The sequence below is a fragment of the Snodgrassella alvi wkB2 genome, assembly GCF_000600005.1.
Classification (GTDB): Bacteria; Pseudomonadota; Gammaproteobacteria; order Burkholderiales; family Neisseriaceae; genus Snodgrassella; species Snodgrassella alvi.
Genome location: NZ_CP007446.1, coordinates 1,973,555 through 1,994,687, shown reverse-complemented (window position 1 = coordinate 1,994,687; position 21,133 = coordinate 1,973,555). Strand labels below are relative to the sequence as shown.

Below are 21,133 nucleotides of genomic sequence, written 5' to 3'. Positions count from 1 at the left end.
AGACATTGACAAGAGTGAAGCGCAAATTAATTTCAAAAAATATCAGTTACAATTATCCGGCATAAACAACGAACAGACATGGTCTTTTTTTCAGCAGTGGCAATGCCGGCATTTTTCGCCATGCTGCAATATTCTGACTAATAATAGTTTGGGTCGGCATAGTTAAATCTGCAGCAATGCACAAACGGGTTTCAGGATGTAAAGTCGCTATGGCATCAGCCAGTAAAGCATCATTACGGTAAGGCGTTTCAATAAAAAGCTGAGTTTCATTTTCCTGTCGTGAGCGCTTTTCCAGAGTATGCAAACATTCAATACGTGCGTTTTTTTCAGCAGGCAGATAACCTTTGAAAGCAAAACACTGTCCGTTGGCGCCAGAAGCCATCAGAGCCAGCATGATACTGGACGGTCCCACGAGCGGCATTACAGTAAACCCGGCCTGATGTGCCAGTGCCACCAGCTGGGCTCCCGGGTCTGCAACAGCCGGACAGCCGGCTTCGCTGAGTAATCCCATACTGCGACCGGCCTGCAAAGGTTGTAATAACTTAGCAATATCCCGCTCAGGAGTATGTTCATTCAAAGTGCACAGATTCAGCTCACGAATCGGTGTTTGCACACCGAAGGCTTTTAAATGAGCCCGTGCTGTTTTTTCTGCTTCAACAACGAAGTCAGTCAGGTTAACAATGCATTTTTGTTCATGCGCAAGCAGACACGGTGTATCCGCATTTCCCAGCGGTGTCGGGATCAGATAGAGTACAGGACTGCTCATAAAATATTCATTCCTTCTGCCAGCAGAAAATCCACCAGACGAAAAACCGGTAAACCAATCAGTGCATTCGGATCGGTGCTTTCGATGCGTTTAATTAGTAAAGCGCCTAATCCTTCACTTTTTGCCGCGCCGGCACAATGTACAGCATCCGGTTCACGACTCAGATAATGCTTAATCTGCGCCTCAGTCAGTGAACGCATCATGACGCGTGTTTCATCAATATGCTGATGCAGGCGGTTTTCAGCAGCGTTCAGTACCGCAAGTGCACTGTAAAATATCACTTGCTGACCACTCAAATAGTGTAACATCTGTTGTGCTTTTGTTACGGTTAGTGGTTTGCCCAGTTGCTGCTCGCGACATAGCGCAACCTGATCGCAACCGATAATCAGAGCATCCGGATAAAGACTGGCTAGAGAGTATGCTTTGCCGCTGGCCAAACGCAACGCTGTTTGTGGTGCGGTTTCAGCAGAAAGTGGCGTTTCATCAAAATCAGGTTTAACCGCGTCAAAAGGGATGTTTAACTGCTGAAGTTGTTGCTGGCGAAAACGGGAGCTGGAAGCCAGAATCAACTTTTTCTCTCTTGGCATAAGTGCGAACTCATTGACATTATAAAGTTTAAATTATATCATCCGCCGTTTATGTTAGACCCTATTTTGATTGATACGGCCACGTTCACACGTGAACAGCAGCAACGCAGCGGTCAATTGCAGCTTCAGGCACTTGACCGGCGGGTTTGGTCGCATGAACTTTTAGCGCAACGCGAAGGCATTATCCAGTATCAGGTTTGCGGTGGTATTGACCGCTGGCAGCGTCCTTTTCTCGACATCAGTGTGGAAGGTCAGCTGGAACTGGTGTGTCAGCGCTGTTTACAGGCAGTTTCCTGGGCGCTGAATGACCAGTCGCATGTGGTGCTGTTTACCAGCGAACAGTTGCTGGACGAGGCCATGGCCGCTGATGAAACACTTGAAGGCGCGGTATGGAGTGCAGAATATAATCTTGCTGCACTGCTGGAAGACCAGATTTTAATGGCTATTCCGGTTGCACCGCGACATGAAGACTGTGATCACACTCTGGCAACCCAAACCAATCAAGACTCAGGTAATCCTTTTGCCAGACTGGCAGGACTGAAAAGCGGCCACTAACGAATTAACTTACATTACCCAGGAGCTTTAACATGGCAGTTCAACAAAACAAAAAATCACCTTCAAAACGTGGTATGCACCGTTCACACGATGGTCTGACCGCTGTACAGGTTTCTACTGATACCACTACCGGTGAAGTACATTTGCGTCACCACATCTCTCCAAACGGTATGTACCGCGGACGTAAAGTAGTCAAAGCCAAAGGTGAATAATTTACACCTTTGATTATTCAATACGTATGAAAGCCAGACATTGCATCTGCAATCACTGGCTTTTTTGTATCCAATATTAGCAGGGTAATTATCCTGCTAAAATAAACTGCTTCCACTTTCCCGGCAGCCTCAATGGCCTGCTTTACACTGACTCGGGTTTCCCATGAAAAAAATCTGGTATAACTACGAAGACATACATCGTGCCATTAAACAGCTGGCAGAAAAAATTCAGAAATCAGAGCATTCATTTGATGCAATGATCGCTATCGGTGGTGGTGGATTTATTCCGGCACGTATATTGCGTAGTTTTTTGAATATTCCTGTATATACTGTTACTTTGTCTTATTATGACGTTAACGACTGCCCGACTGACCAGCCGCAGAAAATACAGTGGACCAATGGTTTTGACGAAAAATTAAAAAACAAAAAACTACTGATTGTTGATGAAGTGGATGACAGCCGGGCTACGCTCGAATACTGTATTCGCGAATTACAGCATGAAGGATTCCAGCATCTCGGGGTAGCAGTACTGCATGAAAAGCGCAAACCCAAAAAAGGGGTATTGCCGGCAGATTTACCTTTTTATAGTGCAATACAGGTTGATGACTGGTGGATTAACTATCCTTGGGATGCGCTTGATATTGATGAGCACTATGAGCATGTTGCAGCCCAAGCTACATCAGAGGCATGATCTATGACCCTGAAAACTATTGCTGTAGATGCCATGGGCGGCGATTTCGGTCTGGATATAACCATTCCGGGAGCGCTGACATTTTTACAGCAGCAAACTGACGCTGCACTGATTCTGGTTGGTGATGAAACCAAAATCAGAAATGTATTAAAAAAAGCTAATGCTTCCATGGAGCGGATTACCATTTGTCCGGCCAGTGAAGTGGTAGGCATGGATGAAGAACCGACTTCTGCGCTCAAGAATAAAAAAGATTCTTCGATGCGTGTGGCCATCAACCAGATTAAAGAAGGTCTGGCACAGGCAGCTGTATCGGCCGGCAATACCGGAGCACTGATGGCAACTGCCCGCTTTGTATTGAAAACCATTGATGGTGTTGATCGTCCGGCAATTGCTAAATTCCTGCCCGGACGCAATAATCATATGACACTGGTACTGGATCTGGGTGCCAACGTCGATTGCAGCAGCACCCAGCTTTTGCAGTTTGCTATTGTTGGTAGCCAGCAGGTGGCGGCACTGTTTCCTGAAAATACGCAGCCAAGAGTAGGTTTACTTAATGTCGGTACCGAAGACATCAAGGGTAATGCGGCTGCTAAAGAAACTCATCAGCTTTTACAACGCAGTGATCTGAATTTTGTCGGCAATGTTGAAGGTAATTCTATTTTTACAGCTGAAGTTGATGTGCTGGTAGTTGATGGTTTTACCGGTAATGCAATGCTCAAAAGTATCGAAGGAGCGGTAAAATTTGCTGGTTCAGTTGTTAAAGAAGAGTTTACCCGCAGCTGGTTTAATAAACTGGCCGCATTAATTGCATTACCAACATTAAAGGGATTTAAGCGGCGTCTTGATCCGAGGCGTTTTAATGGTGCCATTTTTCTGGGATTACGTGGTGTCGTAATTAAAAGCCATGGCGGTACGGATGCTACAGGTTTCTGTTTTGCCCTGCAGGAAGCTTATAAAGCCATTAAGGCAGATTCAATCACTAAAATCCAGGCCGGTGTTGTACGTCAGCTGGCTGCACTGGAAGAATAAATCACCTTGTTGCAAAGGCAGACAAGTCAAACGACTTTGTTTTAAAATATGCTCTTTGCCGTAAATTAAAGATTATGCCATGCTGAATGCCCATATTCTGGGTACAGGCAGTTACCTGCCTGCACGCCGCCTGACTAATGATGACCTGAGCAAATTTGTTGATACCTCGGATGAGTGGATTGCAACGCGTACCGGTATCAAAGCACGTCATATTGCCGCAGAAAATGAACAGACCAGTGATATGGCTGTTTCTGCAGCACAGATTGCGCTGGCCGACGCAGGCATTGATGCCAATGAAATTGATCTCATTATTGTGGCTACCTCAACTGCGGATATGACATTTCCTGCTACTGCCTGCATTGTGCAGAATAAACTGGGCATTTCTGGCTGTCCGGCATTTGATGTTCAGGCAGTCTGTGCTGGATTCATGTATGCCATGGCTACTGCCAATGCTTATATTAAAAGCGGTATGGCCAGTAAGGCACTGGTTATCGGTGCGGAAACATTCAGTCGTCTGCTTGACTGGAGTGACCGGCGTACCTGTGTGTTGTTTGGTGACGGTGCCGGTGCAGTTATTCTGGGTGCTTCCGAACAGGAAGGCGGTATCATCCATACCAAATTACAGGCTGATGGTAATTACAGTCATATTCTGCAAACACCGGGAAAAATTGCAGCAGGAAAAATTGAAGGTTCACCCTATCTGTATATGGACGGGCAGGCTGTCTATAAGTTTGCAGTAAAAGCGCTGGCCAATATTGCAAAAGAAGTCATTGATCAATCCGGTTTACAGCCGTCTGATATAGACTGGATTATTCCGCATCAGGCCAATCTGCGCATTATCGAATCTACTGCACGCCATCTTGGTGTATCAATGGATAAAGTTATTGTTACCCTTGCTGAGCAGGGCAATACTTCTGCTGCCTCTATTCCGCTGGCACTGGATGAGGGAATTAAATCCGGTCGGATCAGGCGCGGTCAGACCTTGTTGCTTGAAGGTATCGGAGGTGGTTTTGCCTGGGGTGCGGTTACCTTAAAATATTAATATTGTTCCTATCAGGATCGGATTATGCTATCTCAATCTGCGTTAGCCAATATGTATCCGGTTGTAATGTCGCCCAGTCATGACGGGCGGTATTTTGGTAATTATGTACAGTCATTGCTGGCTTTAGTTGCTGCGCATACCAGTGCAGGTTTTCCAATACAGGTATTTATGCATCAGGGTGAAAGTCTGATTACCCGTGCACGGAATAACTGTGTTGCAGAATTTCTGTCGCATCCGGAATGGACGCACTTATGCTGGATTGATACTGATATCGGTTTTTCACCGGAAGCTTTTCAGCGTCTGCTGCTGGCAGATCGCGATATTGTTGCAGGTGTTTATCCGCTCAAGCGTGAGTCATGGCCGGATGAAGGTATTCCTGAGCATATGACCCAGCAGCAGTTTAATGCCGCTTATACTCGCTATACCATCAATATCAGTAAGGCAGATACTAATCATGAGGTGCATGTACAGGTAGATGATGAAGGCTTTATTGAGCTGCCAGAGGCACCGACCGGATTTATGGTTATCAAGCGGGAAGTATTTATCCGGCTGATGGAAGCTTATCCTGAGTTGCAATATCAGCCTGATTCTATCGGTGTTACTGATAGGGGATATCACTATCGCTTTTACGATTGTCTTGTTGATCCGGTGACGAAGCGTTATTTATCTGAAGATTTTAGTTTTTGCCACTTATGGAATCAGTTAGGCGGTAAGATTTATGTTGATGCACGCTCTAACCTGACTCATATGGGTAACAAAATCTATCAGGGGCCTTTTGCCCAGTCATTGGAAGCTAATCTTGCTTACGCAATAGGTGCCCCGGCAGGTGCCAAAATGTTTCTGCACCACGAACAGCCATTACAGACCAATCAGCCTCCGGCACAATAAATGTCCGGACATTAGTTTTATTCAATTCAAGGAAGATCATGAGTATTGCTTTTTTCTTTCCCGGACAGGGGTCACAAAGTCTCAATATGATGTCCGGCTTTAATGATATGCCAGTTGTTAAAGAAACATTTGAACAGGCATCAGAAGCACTTAATCAGGATTTATGGACATTGATGAACGGGGAAGACAGCACAGCCCTGAACGAAACCGTTAATACTCAGCCCCTGATGCTGACTGCCGGCATTGCCACATGGCGTGTATATCAGCAATTGCATGGTCAGTTACCTGTGATGCTGGCCGGGCACAGTTTAGGAGAATACACTGCGCTGGTCGCTGCCGGCAGCCTAGCATTTCATGATGCTGTGAAACTGGTTCGTCTGCGTGCACAATTAATGCAGGAAGCTGTACCAGCCGGAGAGGGTGCCATGGCCGCAATACTGGGACTGGATGATGATATCGTGCGTCAGGTATGTTTACAGGCACAAAATGAATTATCCGGTACAGTGGCCGAAGCCGTAAATTATAACTCACCCGGTCAGGTAGTGATTGCCGGAACTGCTGTTGCCATTAATCGTGCCTGTGAGCTGGCTAAAGCGGCCGGTGCCAAGCGTGCACTGCCGTTACCAGTATCCGTGCCTTCACACTGCTGTCTGATGAAACCAGCTGCAACCAAACTGGCAGCGGCCATGGAGCAGATCAATATTTCAAAGCCACAAATTCCGGTATTGCATAATGTTGATGTTGCGGTGCATTCAGAACCAGAAACAATTAAACAGGCTCTGGTACAGCAGTTATATTCACCTGTGCGCTGGACTGAAACAGTAAGCAAACTGGTGGCTGACGGAATAACAGAATTTGCTGAATGCGGTCCGGGTAAAGTGCTGGCCGGACTGGCTAAACGGATTGATAAGAGCGCCAGTTGCGTTGCATTAACCAGTGTGCAAAGCATAGAAAGTTTTATTGCTGCACATGTTGATAGCTAAAGGAATAAGTTATGAATCAGGATTTAACAGGTAAAATTGCGCTGGTAACTGGTGCTACCCGTGGAATTGGCGCCGCTATTGCCCGTTTTCTGGCAGAAAAAGGTGCTAAAGTAATTGGTACAGCCACTTCTGCTGCAGGTGTGACTAGCATCAATGAAGCACTGGCTGATTTTGGCGGAGAAGGGCGGGAATTACGTATCGCTGAAGAAAACAGTATTGAAAATCTGATTGCCGACATTGAAAGTAATATCGGTAATATTGCCATACTGGTTAATAATGCCGGTATTACCCGTGATAATTTGCTGATGCGCATGAAAGAATCAGAATGGGATGAAATCATGCAAATTAATCTGAAATCTGCTTTCCGTGCCAGCAAAGCAGTCACTCGCAGTATGATGAAAGCACGCTGGGGTCGGATTATCAATGTAACTTCTGTAGTTGGTTTTATCGGTAATGCCGGTCAGGCTAATTATGCTGCTGCCAAGGCCGGATTAGTCGGATTCAGTAAATCAATGGCGCGAGAAGTGGGCTCGCGCGGGATTACCGTAAATTGTGTAGCTCCTGGTTTTATCGAAACCGATATGACAAAAGTTTTACCGCAAGAGCAGCGTGATTTTTTTGCTGGGCAAACGGCATTGAATCATTTTGGAACTGTAGAAGATGTGGCCGCCGCAGTTTTGTTTCTGGCTAGTGAAGAAGCTCGTTACATTACCGGACAGACGCTGCATGTGAACGGCGGAATGCTGATGCCCTGATATCAGTTAAAGTATTTACAAAGCCATTTTTATCATCTGATAAAAATGGCTTTGTTTTGTATCGGGGATAAATACTATTAAATTGAAAAATCTTCTTCGTAAGAAGAATACAGGGCAGATTCAATCCGCGACCGTGTTAACCCAGGAGCGAATAAGGCCAGAAACTCATAGCCAAAACCACGCAGATAAACATCCTGTCTGAGTATTATCTGGATAAAGGAAGGTTCAAACAGATGTTCTGCACTAATCTGCTGTAAACCTTCATCTTGTTTACTGTCAAAAGCCATGGTGGCCAGCAATCCGATACCCAGTCCCTGAGCAACATAAGTTTTAATGACATCCGTATCGGCTGAAGCCAGTTTAACTCTAGGTAACTGATAGCCTTCCTGAGTAAAAGCACGGGCGATTTTAGATTGTTCAGCGAAAGCAATATCATAAGTGATGAGCGGATAAGCTGTTATGTCTTCGAGCCGTAATGGCCGCTTTAAATCAAGCAGAGGATGATTATCAGGAACTACGATACTGCGATTCCAGGCTTTACAGCTCAATTTGCGTAATTCAGGATGCTCACTTTCCATTTCCATACCAATGGCAAAATCTACTTCTCCCTCCAGCACCATATGACTAATGGCTTTAGGGCTGGCTGTATGGATGCTCAGCTGTACCTGCGGATAACATTCAACAAACGCTGAGATAATTTTTGGCAGAGCATATCGGGCCAATGTATGTGTGGTGGCAATGGTCAGGGATCCAATATTCTGGTCGGCAAATTCTGTACCAATACTTTTAATATTCTGTACTTCACGTAAAATCCGCTCGGCAGTTTCCAGAACAATTTTTCCCGGAGCTGTCACTGCAACCATGCGTTTCCCGTGGCGAATAAATAACCGTACGCCCAGTTCTTCTTCCAGCATGCGTATTTGCTTGGAAATACCAGGCTGAGAAGTAAACAGTACTTCCGCTGCTTCTGAAACATTCAGATTCTGACGATAAACTTCAACTGCATAACGTAACTGTTGCAGCTTCATAGTATTTCAGCCCCTTTTAGGTTTGGAGTTTTTAACTGTCGCTCAAATACAACAAAAAAGCTTCTTTATCTGCATCATAACTCAATTTACCCATTCTGACATGGAACACTTTCACTCTAAGCTTAACATTTTTACACGTTAATCCACCTGTAGCAGACCCTTAAGATAATAGAAGCTTGCTTGTTGTTTTCATGCAACTTAATTAGGGTAAACGCGTGAATTTAGTTGTAAATAAGTGACACAAAGCTATTTTTTAGGCATGATGCACAGTTAGGAAGCGGGTCGTCTAGCAGCTTCGCCTTGGTAGTTTGCATATTGACAGTTTATGCTGCGGTTTTTTATAGTATAGACTTGATTTACCAAGCTACCCGCCCGGTTTGAGCGGCCTGTAAATGGTATTTGTGTATTGATCAGACGAATTTCAGGCTGAATCAGCACATAACAAATTTTTTGATGAGGGAATAACATGACCAAACAGCTAAAATTGAGCGCATTGATCGTTGCTATGGCTGCTTCAACTGCCGCTTTTGCCAATGGTGTTGTACCGGGTGCCGACTGGACCGGTGAACCTGCTGGTGCTTACAATGGCTATACTACCAGTTCTGCTCCTGAAAAAGGAACTGGCGAAATTATCGTCACCCGCGAAAATGGTGCCGATGGTACACCTGAATGTGTGAAGAACCGTTTCAACAACGATCAAGAACCAACTCTGGGTAACAATTGTGGTCACCCAATTGCACAGGCTGCTCCAGAAGCACCTAAATTTGTTGATGAAACAGTATCTTTGTCTGCTAACTTCCTGTTTGGCTTTGATAAATTTACCCTGCGTCCTGAAGCGATCGATACTCTGGATCAGTTGGCTACCCGTCTGGCAGACAGCAGCGTACAGGTTGTACGTGTTGAAGGTCATACCGACTTTAAAGGTTCAGATGCTTATAATCAGACTTTGTCTGATCGTCGTGCTAATACTGTTGCTCAGTATCTGGTTTCTAAAGGCGTTCCTGCTGGGAAAATTTCAGCAGTCGGCTTGGGTAAATCTGAAGCCCGCATGACTGAAACTTGTCAGCGTGAAGTTGCTAAATTAGGCAAGAAAGTTTCAGCTGCTAAGAAACGTACTGCTTTAATCGAATGTATTGCACCTGATCGCCGTGTAGATGTGAAAATCCGCACTCAGGTAGCTAAAAAAGTTAGATAATTTTTCTAATTTTATATTGATGAAAAACCCTGCTTAAAGCAGGGTTTTTTTATGCCAATAAAAATTTTAAAGAAATCAGAATATCTGTATATCCTTTGTATAGAAAATTGATAGTTTTATTTGACAATAATAGGTTGGATGAGCTGGTATCAATTTAAAATCATCAGAATTGTATTACTTTAAAATATTCTCATATAAGTGAATAATTATTAATAAAGTGTTAATATGCATGTTGGTAAAAATAAAATATGATTGATATGAATTATTTGTTCATTATTTTTAATAGTAACGGTTTTTCGAATATACAAATAATATATAAATAAAAATGGCATATTCATTTATAACTAAGTAAACATTAAATCTATTTAATGATAAGTATTCAGTAAAATATAAAATCATTTCATCTATGAAATTTTTTAAATTCCTGTTTTTAATTTTATGCTGTAATTTACTTTTTGCCTGTACCGCACAGTTTCAGCGAGTTCCTAATGTTTCGGGTGAAAAAAAACATGTATCAGTAAAATTTCAGCGACAAAATACTGCGCCACAGACAGGAGTAGTATTGGTTCAGCCGATGGATTTACAAAGAGGTGATATTTTATTTTCTGCCGACTCAAGTCTCAATTCCCGTGTTTTGCGCTTGTTTGGTAATACTTCGGTTAGCCATGCATTTTTGTATTTAGGAGATGGAGAAATAGCAGAAGCCGTGGGTGGTGGTGTGCATATTATGTCTCTGGCTGAAAGCGTTGATGAAAGTCCGTTACTGGCCGTTTATCGCCATCCGCAGCTGAATGATTTACAGGCTGAAAAAATCCGTGAATTTGCCAGAGCAGAGGCTGGCGGGAAATATAATTATATGGGGATTATCAAGCAGACACCTTATACAGTTACCCGTAAAGTGTGTGAATTGCCAGTTATTCCGCGAGCTTTTCGCCATTTGTGCCTGAATACCATGGCTGTAGTACAGGTAACGCCTTTTTCTTCAGATCGTTACTTTTGTTCGCAACTGGTTGTCGCTGCCTATAATTATGCAGGATTGCCTTTAACCAAAACGCCGGCTGAATGGGTTGCTCCCGGGGATTTATTACATATGCGTGCCGGTGATATCCCTTCAGTTGTACCATTATATCCATTACAGTATATTGGTCATTTACGCTGTAAAACCTCTTTATGGCAGCGCAATTGTTCCCTGGCAGATATTTAATATTGATAAACTCCAGATATCTGCCTGATGGAGGATATAATCAAATTATTTATCAAATAAGTTAAGTAATTAAACGTATTTGATTTAATGAATAATAAATATGTATTTTTTGCTTTCAATAGATTAAATTTATTATAAAAATTAATAGTATTCGTTTTGAAATGAGTTATATCTGAATCCTGAGTAGTTGTGCTGAGAGAATCAAATACAGAATTGAAAAGGAATAATTTCAGCCAAATCTCCGGGCGCGTATAAAAAGTGTAGTACCCGTCTGCCATTAGTCTGAATAGCTTTTGAGGAAGAATGCACAATAAGTGGTCGCATGATAACAGCTCCTCCTTTCGACAGGGTACATTCCTGCTCGCCTTTTTGGTCTCGAAGCTGTGGTAGCGTTGATTCATTGATTCTTCCATACTGATGAGTACCGGCAACTACTTTAAGCGGACCATGCTCGTGCTGGCAATCATCTATGTGTAGCCTCACAGCTACCAGTTGCTGCATATATTGTGCAGGAGGTTGTACAAATAACATATTTTGTTTATGAGACCAGCCAGTAAACTGAGTATCAGAAAACTGATGTCTGACTGCTATGCTTAAATCCTGATGTAAAGGTACCAGCCAGTTTTTATCGGTAGATTTTTTGAATAATGTGCATTGGATAGCCACCGGGTTTATTGGGAGCAAGGAAGTAAGCTGAGTATTATTTTTCAAATTGTTAGCAAGTATCTGACACCATGGTTGTGTCAGAAGCTCACGACTGCCGGCAGTAGTTAAATTAATCTGTTCTAATTGTTGTTCTATATCTGTTAATTGCTGAGGAGTAATTAAATCATTGATAACTGCGTAACCATTATGTTCAAAATAATCACGTATTTTCATTATATTTTCCGTTTGTATTTGTTTATCTGAATTAATATTGATATATTCCATTTTTATCAGGATTAGGTAGATCCTATTTATAGGATAATATGTTGATATTTTCCATTATTTATTTAAAATGATTTATTTGTACTATTTATCTATACTATAGTTTTTCAAGGTAAGCTGAATATATATTTCTTACAATAGTTAATTTCTTTCCTAATTAAATTAAATTGATTAATTTCTGTATCCCATAAAATAGCCCCAGACACTATATCAAGTTTTTATGCTGTCATGTCAAAGATTGGTAGTGCTAAGCCTGTCAAAATATGTGTTTATGTCTTCATATGGCTAAAAAACTTGAATTGATCTTTATTTTTTTGCTCGTTTGTGGATTGAATTCAGTCAAGTATATGATTTATATATGTTATAAACTATCATTCATCATTAAGATATTGTATAAATGAAAATTTATTTATAGCCTGATATATATCATAAAAATTATGATAAAAGAAAAATATGACCAATTTTTAACTTATACTCAGGCACTTATCTGGTATGGTTTTTATCAATCAATTAAGGGGGAGCTTTATGTTTTTTAAAAAATTCTGGAGAAAAAAATCAAATTCTGATATTCAATCAGTACAAGATAAATCAATCGCTCCAGATAAAATATCTGTTGCTATTCAAACATTCTGGACACAGGTAAAAGCATCTGAGCAAACATTTAATACGCTAGAGCCAATCTCTATCATGGAAAATCTCAATAATCTTTTAATAGATAATCAATTAAATGTTATTGCTGAGCTTACACGAGGAGATAAAAAACATCATAAAATAATTTTTACGGCTGAAGGCCGAATTGAGCTGTTTGAGCTGGTGATACGAATCGTTAAAAATGCACCGGATCTGAATTTTTTTGAAATAGAAGCATTTAGGACGCGGATTGAAAATCTGGATGCATTCTCTATAACGCATCATGATCATTCTCTTTCATTGAGCCCGGCTGATTTATTGATTTATCATCATAAAGAATATCGCAAAATCTCTTTGGAAATTGCGTTTGGTAAAACTATTCCTGAAGAGAAGAAGCAAATCGCCCAGTCGACTGCATTTATCTTGCTTGATCATGCATTAGGAGAATATGATTTTTCTATTAAAATCGGGTGTGTCAACTTTTTAGAAATTCCCAAAGAGGCAGCCGCTGTACCTCTTATTGAATTTGTAACGGTGTTTGATCAGTTATGGCAAGATAAATTAAAGCATACAGGTATTTTTCCTCTTTCTGATAAAGAGGATAGATGGAATGTATTTGAAATCATTGATCAAAATGATCCTGATAACAAAAGACTTGTGCAAAGAAATGAGACAGCCGATGTATTGGTAGGTGATTTCAATTATTGCTATGCTTTAACTATAACAGCCGATGTGGATAGTAAGGAAAATTTATCTCTGGTTTATGAGCTAGAAGATACTATTAATCCGGCTCTACGATTTAATAAACAGGGCATTCATTGTCAAAATACCTTTTATCAGGGCGTAAGAACCATGTTATGGCATGTACAGGATAAACAATCAGCTATCGCATTGGCACAACGTCTGGCAGACCAGTATAAAACCCTTTCAGTTAAAATTGAGTGCGAATTTGATCCGGGCTGGTCACAATATTTAAGTTGGGTAGAAAAATAAAGATAACAATAGTTTTATTTTTCTATTAGTTATCTTTGAAAAATTTTATATTTCTTCTCATTCCAAAAAGGATGAATTAACAAATATTCTTTCTTATAACAATATAAAAAGCCCGATGGGTTGGTTGAAGCTGTTTCGCGACAAGTAGGAATTAGCGGAACAAGCTATAGTAAAAAGGAAATTAACAGTAAGGAATACTGTTCGCGGTATCTCAGAGAGGAAGATAATATTGAAGAAGCATGGATTTTACTACCTTCTAATCATTTAGCATATATTAATTCTGGTACAGCCGGGGGCTACTATAGATACGGTTTGTTCTTTGATAAATAATTAAATCGTATTATTTATTGTTGCAATTTATTATGTGAGTAAATAAAAAACCGGATAATAAATTAATATTATCCGGTTCTAGAAATGATAGATTTTTATAAAATATCTTTTTTATCAGTTAACTGAGGTAGCAGTGCATCCTGACTTACTGATAATAGCCCGCTCTGAGTATATATACCCAGTTTATTACGGGTATCGATAATATCTAGATTACGCATGGTAAGCTGGCCGATGCGGTCGGCAGGAGAAAAGGCAGCATTATCTACTTTTTCCATGCTTAACCGCTCCGGCTGATAAGTAAGATTGGATGATTCGGTATTGAGAATAGAGTAATCATTACCGCGGCGTAATTCCAGCGTAACTTCACCGGTAATGGCTTTGGCTACCCAGCGTTGCGCAGTTTCACGCAGCATAAGTGCCTGTGAATCAAACCAGCGTCCCTGATACAGCAGTCTGCCCAGACGCAGACCATTAATACGGTACTGTTCAATCGTATCCTCGTTATGGATGCCGGTAAGCAGGCGTTCATAAGCAATATGCAGCAATGCCATTGCCGGTGCTTCATAAATACCGCGTGATTTAGCCTCAATAATACGATTTTCAATCTGGTCTGTCATGCCAAGACCATGCCGGCCGCCAATACGGTTGGCTTCCAGAATCAGCTCTACCGGATCATGGTATTCAACACCATTTAAAGCTACCGGTACACCTTCTGCAAACCGCACACTTACTTCTTCAGCCGGAATGTTTACCTGTTCATCCCAGAAAGCCACGCCCATAATCGGCTGTACGATTTTCATGCTGCTATTGAGCATTTCCAGATCTTTAGCTTCGTGGGTAGCACCGAGCATATTGGAGTCGGTTGAGTAGGCTTTTTCAACAGACATTTTATAGTCAAAACCCTGAGCAATCAGAAATTCAGACATTTCATGCCGTCCGCCCAGCTCATCAATAAACTGTTGATCCAGCCATGGCTTGTAGATGCGTAAAGCCGGATTGGTTAACAACCCGTAGCGATAGAAGCGTTCAATATCATTGCCTTTATAGGTGGAACCATCTCCCCATATATGTACATCGTCTTCTTTCATTGCGGCTACCAGCATTGTGCCGGTAACAGCCCGTCCCAGCGGGGTAGTATTAAAATAAGGCATACCACCTGTATGTACATGGAATGCTCCGCTTTGTATTGCAGCAATACCTTCATGCGCCAGCTGTGTACGGCAATCAATCAAACGGGCTTTTTGAGCTCCGTATTCAAGTGCTTTTTGCGGAATTGCATCATAATCATCTTCATCAGGCTGTCCCAGATTAGCTGTATAGGCATAGGGTAAAGCGCCTTTCAGTTTCATCCAGAGTAATGCTGTAGAGGTATCCAGCCCGCCGGAAAAAGCAATGCCGACTTTTTCGCCAACGGGCAGGTGTTGCAGAATAGTGCTGTGGTTACTCATATTAACTCCCTTGAGTGATGTATTTGCAAAATATGAAAATTTATTGCCATACCAGTAGTGCATGGTTGCGTTTACCACGCCGCAAAATGGTGTAGTGCCCGAAACGTTTATCATTGCTGCTGAATACGTAATCAGCACTGTCAATTTTTTGCCCGTTAACCATGACTGCTCCCTGACTGATAAAGCCGCGTGCTTCATTATTGGATTTGGCCAGTGACGCAGTAGTTAAGGCCTGCACGATATTGATGGATTCGGTGACCGGAAATGCTGGTAAGCCATCCAGAGATAATTGCTGAAAATCGCTTTCAGTAAGTGCACTCTGATCTTCGGCAAACAGACTGGCAGAAATACGCTGAGCTGCAGCCAGAGCTTCTTCACCATGAATCAGGCGGGTCATTTCCTCTGCCAGAATGCGCTGTGCCTGTGGCTTACTGTCACTAGCCTGATCGCTGGCTTCAATGGCTTCTATCTCTGCCACACTGAGGAAAGTAAAATATTTGAGGAATTTATATACATCCGCATCAGCAACTTTTAACCAGAACTGATAAAACTGGTAAGGAGAGGTTTTTTCTGCACTCAGCCAGACTGCACCACCTTCGGTTTTACCAAATTTTGTTCCGTCAGCTTTAGTTACTAGTGGTAGTGTCAAACCATAAACGGTAGCCTGATGCAGCCGGCGGGAGAGGTCAATCCCTCCGGTGATATTACCCCACTGATCCGAACCGCCGATTTGCAATACGGCACCGTGGCGGCGATACAGTTCAGCAAAATCGTAACCTTGGAGCAGAGCATAGGCAAATTCGGTAAATGAAATACCTACATCATCACGGCTTAGACGCTGTTTTACTGACTCTTTGTTCAGCATGGCATTTACAGAAAAATGTTTGCCGATATCGCGCAGAAAATCCAGACAATTCATGCTGCCGAACCAGTCAAAATTATTTGCCATAATGGCGGCATTGTCACCACTGAAGCTAAGGAATGGTTGTAGCTGCGCGCGTATTTTGGCTACCCAGTCCTGTACGGTTTCTAAAGTGTTGAGTGAACGTTCCTGTGCCTTGAAGCTCGGATCACCAATCATACCAGTGGCACCTCCTACCAGCGCAATTGGTGTATGTCCGGCCAGTTGAAAGCGGCGTAAAACCAGAATAGGTAACAGGTGACCGATATGCAGACTGTCGGCTGTCGGGTCGAAACCACAGTACAGAGTAATTTTCTTTTCGTTTAATAATGTATCAAGAGCCTGAGCATCAGTGGTTTGAGCTATCAGGCCTCGTTGCTGTAAGTCGTGAACAACGCTGGTCATGGTTGGATTTTGTTCTTTCAAATTAAATAAATTGGCTAAAATAAAGTTTGTCTGGCTCAGACTGCTCATAAAAACAAAATAGCAATATCATATTTTTGCTGGTTTTGGGTGGTTAGTCTGTTTTACCGCCTAATAATAATGATGCATTATTTTACACGATTTGTTTATTGCTGCATTTGTGGTTGTAATAAATAGATAATTCATTAGTTTGGTAGTGGCCGGAAATACTTTTTCAGTTTCTGTTTATAAATTGGTATGGTGATATTTATAATAGATAAATCATATGGATAATCAATATCAAGGCTGATTTTTATTGGTTGCCGGCAGATAGTTTAGATAACCGAACCGATGGGATTCGATATGTCAGGCTAAAAAATAAATTTATTATTAACCGAAATGCATAAACCAGCTACATTCTGGATAAGAATATAGCTGGTTTAAAGAGATTAATGGTTATACGTTAAACAGAAAATGAATTACATCACCATCATTTACGATGTATTCCTTGCCTTCAGCACGCATTTTACCGGCCTCTTTAGCTTTGGCTTCACCTCCGCAGGCAATGAAATCTTCGTAAGCAATAACCTGAGCACGGATAAAACCACGTTCAAAATCGGTATGAATAACACCGGCAGCCTGAGGGGCTGTATCGCCTTTATGGATGGTCCATGCTCTGACTTCCTGAACGCCGGCAGTAAAATAGGTTTGCAAACCGAGTAAGTCGTAGCCGGCGCGAATCAGGCGATTCAGCCCTGGTTCTTTTAAACCCATTTCTTGCAGAAATTCGGCTTTATCAGCCTCATCCAGATCGGCAATTTCGCTTTCCATTGCTGCACATAGTGCAACAACAGGTGCATTTTCATGTGCCGCCAGTTGTTGCAGACGTTCCAGATGCGGGTTGTTATCAAAGCCGTCTTCAGCTACGTTGGCTACATACATTGCCGGTTTTACAGTAAGCAGACATAAAGGTTTAATCAGTGTTAGCTCATCCTGATCGAGTCCTGCCGAGCGTACGGGTTTACCTTCAAGTAGATGTTGTTGTAAGCGTTCCAGAATGGCCACCAGTTTTTGTGCTTCTTTATCACCGGATTTGGCTTTTTTGCTTTCGCGTATGATGGTTTTTTCTACACTGGCCAAATCTGCAAGTGCCAACTCGGTACCAATGACTTCAATATCCGAAATCGGATCTACCTTTCCGGAAACATGCACAATGTTATCATCATCAAAGCAGCGCACAACGTTTACGATGGCATCAGTTTCACGGATATTGGCCAGAAACTGATTACCCAGACCTTCGCCTTTACTGGCTCCGGCTACCAGTCCGGCAATATCGACAAATTCAACGATGGCCGGCTGGGTTCGTTTGGGATTAACGATTTTAGCCAGTTCTTCCATGCGATCATCCGGCACTTCAACAATACCGACATTAGGCTCAATAGTACAGAAAGGATAATTGGCAGCTTCAATACCAGACTGGGTAAGGGCGTTAAACAGGGTAGATTTGCCTACATTGGGTAAACCCACAATGCCACATTTCAAACTCATGATATTCCTTGAAAACAGGCGATATTTAAAAATGGCTGAATTGTATCATAAAGCATGCAGATACCTGTGCCAAACCGGTAAAACACTGTGTTATTCTCCTTTAAATGCGCATTTATCGCTCTTTAAACGCCAGATAAATACTGTATGAATTGAAGTCATATAAAATGATTTATAAAAACAATAAAATAAAAATTTTTTCTTTTTGAGTGCTTGCATAATCAGAAAAATATCGTATAATTGCGTCTCTCTTGAAATGAGATACGGCGAATTAGCTCAGTCGGTTAGAGCAGAGGAATCATAATCCTTGTGTCCGGGGTTCGAATCCCTGATTCGCCACCAAATAAATCGCAAGCTCTGGTTGAGTTTGCGTTTTTTATTATCTATGTTATTTTATTCATATGGCATATAATTTGATTGCCCTGACTGTTTCCTGCGCAGATGTTTTCCGGATTTATTGGTAAACTGTAAAATACAGGCAGCTGTTTATTTTGCTGCCTGTGATCTTAAATACAGATTTATGTAGAATTTTCTGGTTAACATTAACTATTGCGTACTTTTGCTTATTCAAATTAAATTCTTTGATCCATTTCCTGAGCAGGACTTTCATGATTATCTGTTTTGCTGATAACGCGCGCAGGTACGCCTACTACTGTTGAATATTCCGGAACATCATTAACTACGACACTGCCGGCACCTACTTTGGCGCAGGTATGTACACGAATATTGCCTAATACAGAGGCATTGGCTCCGATCATGACACCGTCACTGATTTTCGGATGCCTGTCACCGCTTTGTTTACCGGAGCCACCCAGAGTAACACCGTGTAACAGCGAAATATTATTACCCAGCACCGCTGTTTCGCCAATAACCACACCCGTACCGTGGTCAATCATAATTCCATAGCCCATTGAAGCAGCAGGATGGATATCAACTCCTAAAACTTCTGAAGCACGATTTTGTAAAAAATAGGCTAGAGTATGGCGATTCTGTTGCCAGAGCCAGTGGTTAATGCGATGGGTCTGTATGGCGTGAAAACCTTTGTAATACAATAATGGTAAACTATAGGTTTCACAGGCGGGATCGCGTTCATAATAGGCAACAATATCTGCCAGGGCTGCATGAATAATAGAAGTATCCTGATGTAAGGCCTCCAGATAAATCTCGAATAATGCCCGCGCATCCATTACAGCACTGGACATTTTGGTAGACAGATGAAAGGCCAGCATGCGGGCAAAATTTTTATGACGTAATACACTCAAGTGCAGAAAGCTGGCCAGTATAGGTTCATTGCTGACTGCTATTTCGGTTTCATGACGAATGGTTTGCCACAGGTTTTCAGCCTGAGCAGCATCAGGTAAATTCATATGTTTAATTTCTCGTTTGCAGATTAAATTTATTGAATCACAATATCATATTGTTCCTGAGTGTAAGTGGTTTCTACTGCCAGAGCAATCGGCTTGTCAATAAAATCACTTAGCATTTTCAAAGAATCGGCTTCCTCATCCAGAAATAAATCTATGACGCTGGGAGAGGCTAGTATGCGCAATTGCTTAATATCAGGACGACGTGATTCGCATACTATTTCGCGCAAAATCTCATAGCACATAGTTTGTGCTGTTTTGATGCGACCACGCCCCTGACAGACAGGACAGGGTTCACACAGTATCTGGGTCAGATTTTCCCGGGTACGTTTGCGTGTTAGCTCTACCAGACCTAAACTGGTAAAACCGTTAAGTGTAACGCGGGTACGGTCGTAGGCCAGCGCTTGAGCCAGCTCGGTCAGAATTTCCTGCTGGTGTGTTTCGTTGGTCATATCGATAAAATCAATAATGATAATTCCCCCCAGATTGCGTAAACGCAGTTCACGTGCAATCACATGGCAGGCTTCCAGATTGGTTTTAAAGATAGTTTCTTCAAAATTGCGTGCGCCGACAAAACCGCCCGTATTTACATCAATGGTAGTCATAGCTTCTGTCGGCTCAATAATAATATAACCGCCAAAATCCAGATTCACCCGTGGTTGCAGAGAGCGGTTAATTTTGGCTTCGATATTGTATTTTTCAAATAACGGACAATCATCCTTAAATAATTGCAATTTATCCAGTGCACCCTGAGAATAATTCGTGGCAAATTCGTGCATGCGTTGATAATGGCTGGTTGAATCCACAATAATGTGATTGATATTGTCACTGTACATATCACGCAATACACGTAAACTCAGGGGTAAATCCTGATACAGTAATGTTTCAGGCGGACAGGTTTTGGATAGTTGCTGAATATGCTGCCATCGCTTGGTCAGATAATTGATATCAGCCTGCAATTCTGCATCAGTGGCATTTTCGGCACTGGTACGGATAATATAGCCATGGGCAGCATCCGCCGGTAACAGATTTTCCAGCCGTTCACGTAACTGGTTGCGTTCCTCTTCGTCTTCAATACGCTGTGAGATGCCGATATGCTCATCCTGAGGCAGATATACGAGAAAACGTCCAGCCAGTGATATCTGGGTAGACAGACGTGCGCCTTTAGTATTAATCGGGTCTTTGATGACCTGTACAACAATTGATTGTCCTTCATGCAGCGTGTGTTCAATACGCTGAATCTGCTCTGGTTGCTGACGCTGCTCGAGTACATCAACAATATGCAGAAAAGCGGCACGTTCCAGTCCGATATCAATAAAGGCGCTTTGCATACCGGGTAATACACGGCGCACCACACCCAGATAAATATTGCCTACCAGACCATGGCCGCAATTACGTTCAATATGAATTTCACACAACGTATTTTCTTCCATTACGGCTACTCTGGTTTCTTGCGGAGTAATATTTACCAGTACCGTTTCAGCCGGCCGCTGAATATCCTTCGGCAGCGATATGTCGCTGTTATGCATGATGGAGCTTTCAATTTAATCAAATCACTTTGTGCAGTCTCCATCTGTACAGATAAAAACTGTACAAAGTAATCTGGTCTGTTTGTATAGTGCGATTGACATCATAGCGCAGGCAAGAGTTTCCTGCCA

20 protein-coding genes and 1 tRNA gene are annotated in these 21,133 nt (G+C 42.2%); 12 read left to right on the top strand and 9 right to left on the bottom strand.

The genetic code is table 11. The features are described 5' to 3' along the window. Nucleotides 1–52: 52 nt before the first annotated feature. Nucleotides 53–766, bottom strand: coding sequence for an SAM-dependent methyltransferase (locus SALWKB2_RS09005; protein WP_025331346.1), 714 nt, complete (start codon nt 764–766; stop codon nt 53–55). Beyond that, nucleotides 763–1,353 (bottom strand): Maf family protein, encoded by a 591-nt coding sequence (locus tag SALWKB2_RS09000; protein WP_025331345.1) that lies wholly within the window; start codon nt 1,351–1,353, stop codon nt 763–765. The genes SALWKB2_RS09005 and SALWKB2_RS09000 overlap by 4 nt, the downstream gene beginning before the upstream one ends. A gap of 51 nt (nt 1,354–1,404) precedes the next feature. Between SALWKB2_RS09000 and SALWKB2_RS08995 the strand changes: the two genes are divergently transcribed. From SALWKB2_RS08995 to fabG, 8 genes are all read left to right on the top strand, one after another. Further along, nucleotides 1,405–1,908 carry a YceD family protein gene (locus SALWKB2_RS08995; protein ID WP_025331344.1) on the top strand — a complete coding sequence of 168 codons (504 nt, stop codon included), beginning with the start codon at nt 1,405–1,407 and terminating at the stop codon, nt 1,906–1,908. 32 nt (nt 1,909–1,940) lie between these two features. Then, nucleotides 1,941–2,120, top strand: coding sequence for a 50S ribosomal protein L32 (rpmF, locus tag SALWKB2_RS08990; RefSeq protein ID WP_025331343.1), 180 nt, complete (start codon nt 1,941–1,943; stop codon nt 2,118–2,120). Between the two features lie 163 nt (nt 2,121–2,283). Continuing rightward, complete coding sequence (locus SALWKB2_RS08985) at nt 2,284–2,811, top strand: phosphoribosyltransferase (protein WP_025331342.1); 528 nt, start codon at nt 2,284–2,286, stop codon at nt 2,809–2,811. Between the two features lie 9 nt (nt 2,812–2,820). Next, entirely contained in the window at nt 2,821–3,840 is a 1,020-nt protein-coding gene (plsX, locus tag SALWKB2_RS08980) for a phosphate acyltransferase PlsX (RefSeq protein WP_038649732.1), read from the top strand. A gap of 79 nt (nt 3,841–3,919) precedes the next feature. Continuing rightward, nucleotides 3,920–4,882, top strand: coding sequence for a beta-ketoacyl-ACP synthase III (locus tag SALWKB2_RS08975; RefSeq protein ID WP_025331341.1), 963 nt, complete (start codon nt 3,920–3,922; stop codon nt 4,880–4,882). Nucleotides 4,883–4,906: 24 nt separating this feature from the next. Next, nucleotides 4,907–5,770 carry a hypothetical protein gene (locus tag SALWKB2_RS08970; RefSeq protein WP_025331340.1) on the top strand — a complete coding sequence of 288 codons (864 nt, stop codon included), beginning with the start codon at nt 4,907–4,909 and terminating at the stop codon, nt 5,768–5,770. A gap of 38 nt (nt 5,771–5,808) precedes the next feature. Then, nucleotides 5,809–6,753, top strand: a complete 945-nt coding sequence (gene fabD / locus SALWKB2_RS08965; protein WP_025331339.1) for an ACP S-malonyltransferase — start codon at nt 5,809–5,811, stop codon at nt 6,751–6,753. An 11-nt stretch (nt 6,754–6,764) separates the two neighbouring features. Then, on the top strand, nt 6,765–7,508 hold the full coding sequence (fabG, locus tag SALWKB2_RS08960; protein ID WP_025331338.1) for a 3-oxoacyl-ACP reductase FabG: 744 nt from the start codon (nt 6,765–6,767) through the stop codon (nt 7,506–7,508). 77 nt (nt 7,509–7,585) lie between these two features. On the opposite strand, the gene SALWKB2_RS08955 is transcribed toward fabG, so the two are convergent. Further along, complete coding sequence (locus SALWKB2_RS08955) at nt 7,586–8,536, bottom strand: CysB family HTH-type transcriptional regulator (RefSeq protein WP_025331337.1); 951 nt, start codon at nt 8,534–8,536, stop codon at nt 7,586–7,588. A gap of 466 nt (nt 8,537–9,002) precedes the next feature. On the opposite strand from SALWKB2_RS08955, the gene SALWKB2_RS08950 reads away from it, so the two are divergent. Next, entirely contained in the window at nt 9,003–9,731 is a 729-nt protein-coding gene (locus SALWKB2_RS08950; protein ID WP_025331335.1) for an OmpA family protein, read from the top strand. A 406-nt stretch (nt 9,732–10,137) separates the two neighbouring features. After that, complete coding sequence (locus SALWKB2_RS08945; RefSeq protein ID WP_025331334.1) at nt 10,138–10,935, top strand: C40 family peptidase; 798 nt, start codon at nt 10,138–10,140, stop codon at nt 10,933–10,935. A 201-nt stretch (nt 10,936–11,136) separates the two neighbouring features. On the opposite strand, the gene SALWKB2_RS08940 is transcribed toward SALWKB2_RS08945, so the two are convergent. Next, the gene (locus SALWKB2_RS08940) at nt 11,137–11,814 is read right to left on the bottom strand and encodes a phytanoyl-CoA dioxygenase family protein (RefSeq protein ID WP_038649729.1); all 678 of its coding nucleotides are present in this window, start codon (nt 11,812–11,814) and stop codon (nt 11,137–11,139) included. 573 nt (nt 11,815–12,387) lie between these two features. On the opposite strand from SALWKB2_RS08940, the gene SALWKB2_RS08935 reads away from it, so the two are divergent. Continuing rightward, nucleotides 12,388–13,485: a hypothetical protein gene (locus SALWKB2_RS08935; RefSeq protein ID WP_025331332.1), complete on the top strand. Its 1,098-nt coding sequence runs from the start codon at nt 12,388–12,390 to the stop codon at nt 13,483–13,485. Nucleotides 13,486–13,910: 425 nt separating this feature from the next. Here the strand turns inward: SALWKB2_RS08935 and argG are convergent, their stop codons facing one another. The 3 genes from argG to ychF all read right to left on the bottom strand — a co-directional run bounded on the left by argG (nt 13,911) and on the right by ychF (nt 18,114). After that, on the bottom strand, nt 13,911–15,263 hold the full coding sequence (gene argG, locus SALWKB2_RS08930; protein WP_025331331.1) for an argininosuccinate synthase: 1,353 nt from the start codon (nt 15,261–15,263) through the stop codon (nt 13,911–13,913). Nucleotides 15,264–15,303: 40 nt separating this feature from the next. Further along, complete coding sequence (gene tyrS, locus SALWKB2_RS08925) at nt 15,304–16,569, bottom strand: tyrosine--tRNA ligase (protein WP_025331330.1); 1,266 nt, start codon at nt 16,567–16,569, stop codon at nt 15,304–15,306. Nucleotides 16,570–17,022: 453 nt separating this feature from the next. Next, nucleotides 17,023–18,114: a redox-regulated ATPase YchF gene (gene ychF / locus SALWKB2_RS08920; protein ID WP_025331329.1), complete on the bottom strand. Its 1,092-nt coding sequence runs from the start codon at nt 18,112–18,114 to the stop codon at nt 17,023–17,025. A 262-nt stretch (nt 18,115–18,376) separates the two neighbouring features. On the opposite strand from ychF, the gene SALWKB2_RS08915 reads away from it, so the two are divergent. After that, nucleotides 18,377–18,453: transfer RNA gene (locus SALWKB2_RS08915), tRNA-Met, on the top strand. A 230-nt stretch (nt 18,454–18,683) separates the two neighbouring features. Here the strand turns inward: SALWKB2_RS08915 and cysE are convergent. After that, the gene (gene cysE / locus SALWKB2_RS08910; RefSeq protein WP_025331328.1) at nt 18,684–19,478 is read right to left on the bottom strand and encodes a serine O-acetyltransferase; all 795 of its coding nucleotides are present in this window, start codon (nt 19,476–19,478) and stop codon (nt 18,684–18,686) included. A gap of 29 nt (nt 19,479–19,507) precedes the next feature. Then, nucleotides 19,508–21,004, bottom strand: a complete 1,497-nt coding sequence (gene rng / locus SALWKB2_RS08905; protein ID WP_038649004.1) for a ribonuclease G — start codon at nt 21,002–21,004, stop codon at nt 19,508–19,510. Nucleotides 21,005–21,133 lie beyond the last annotated feature (129 nt).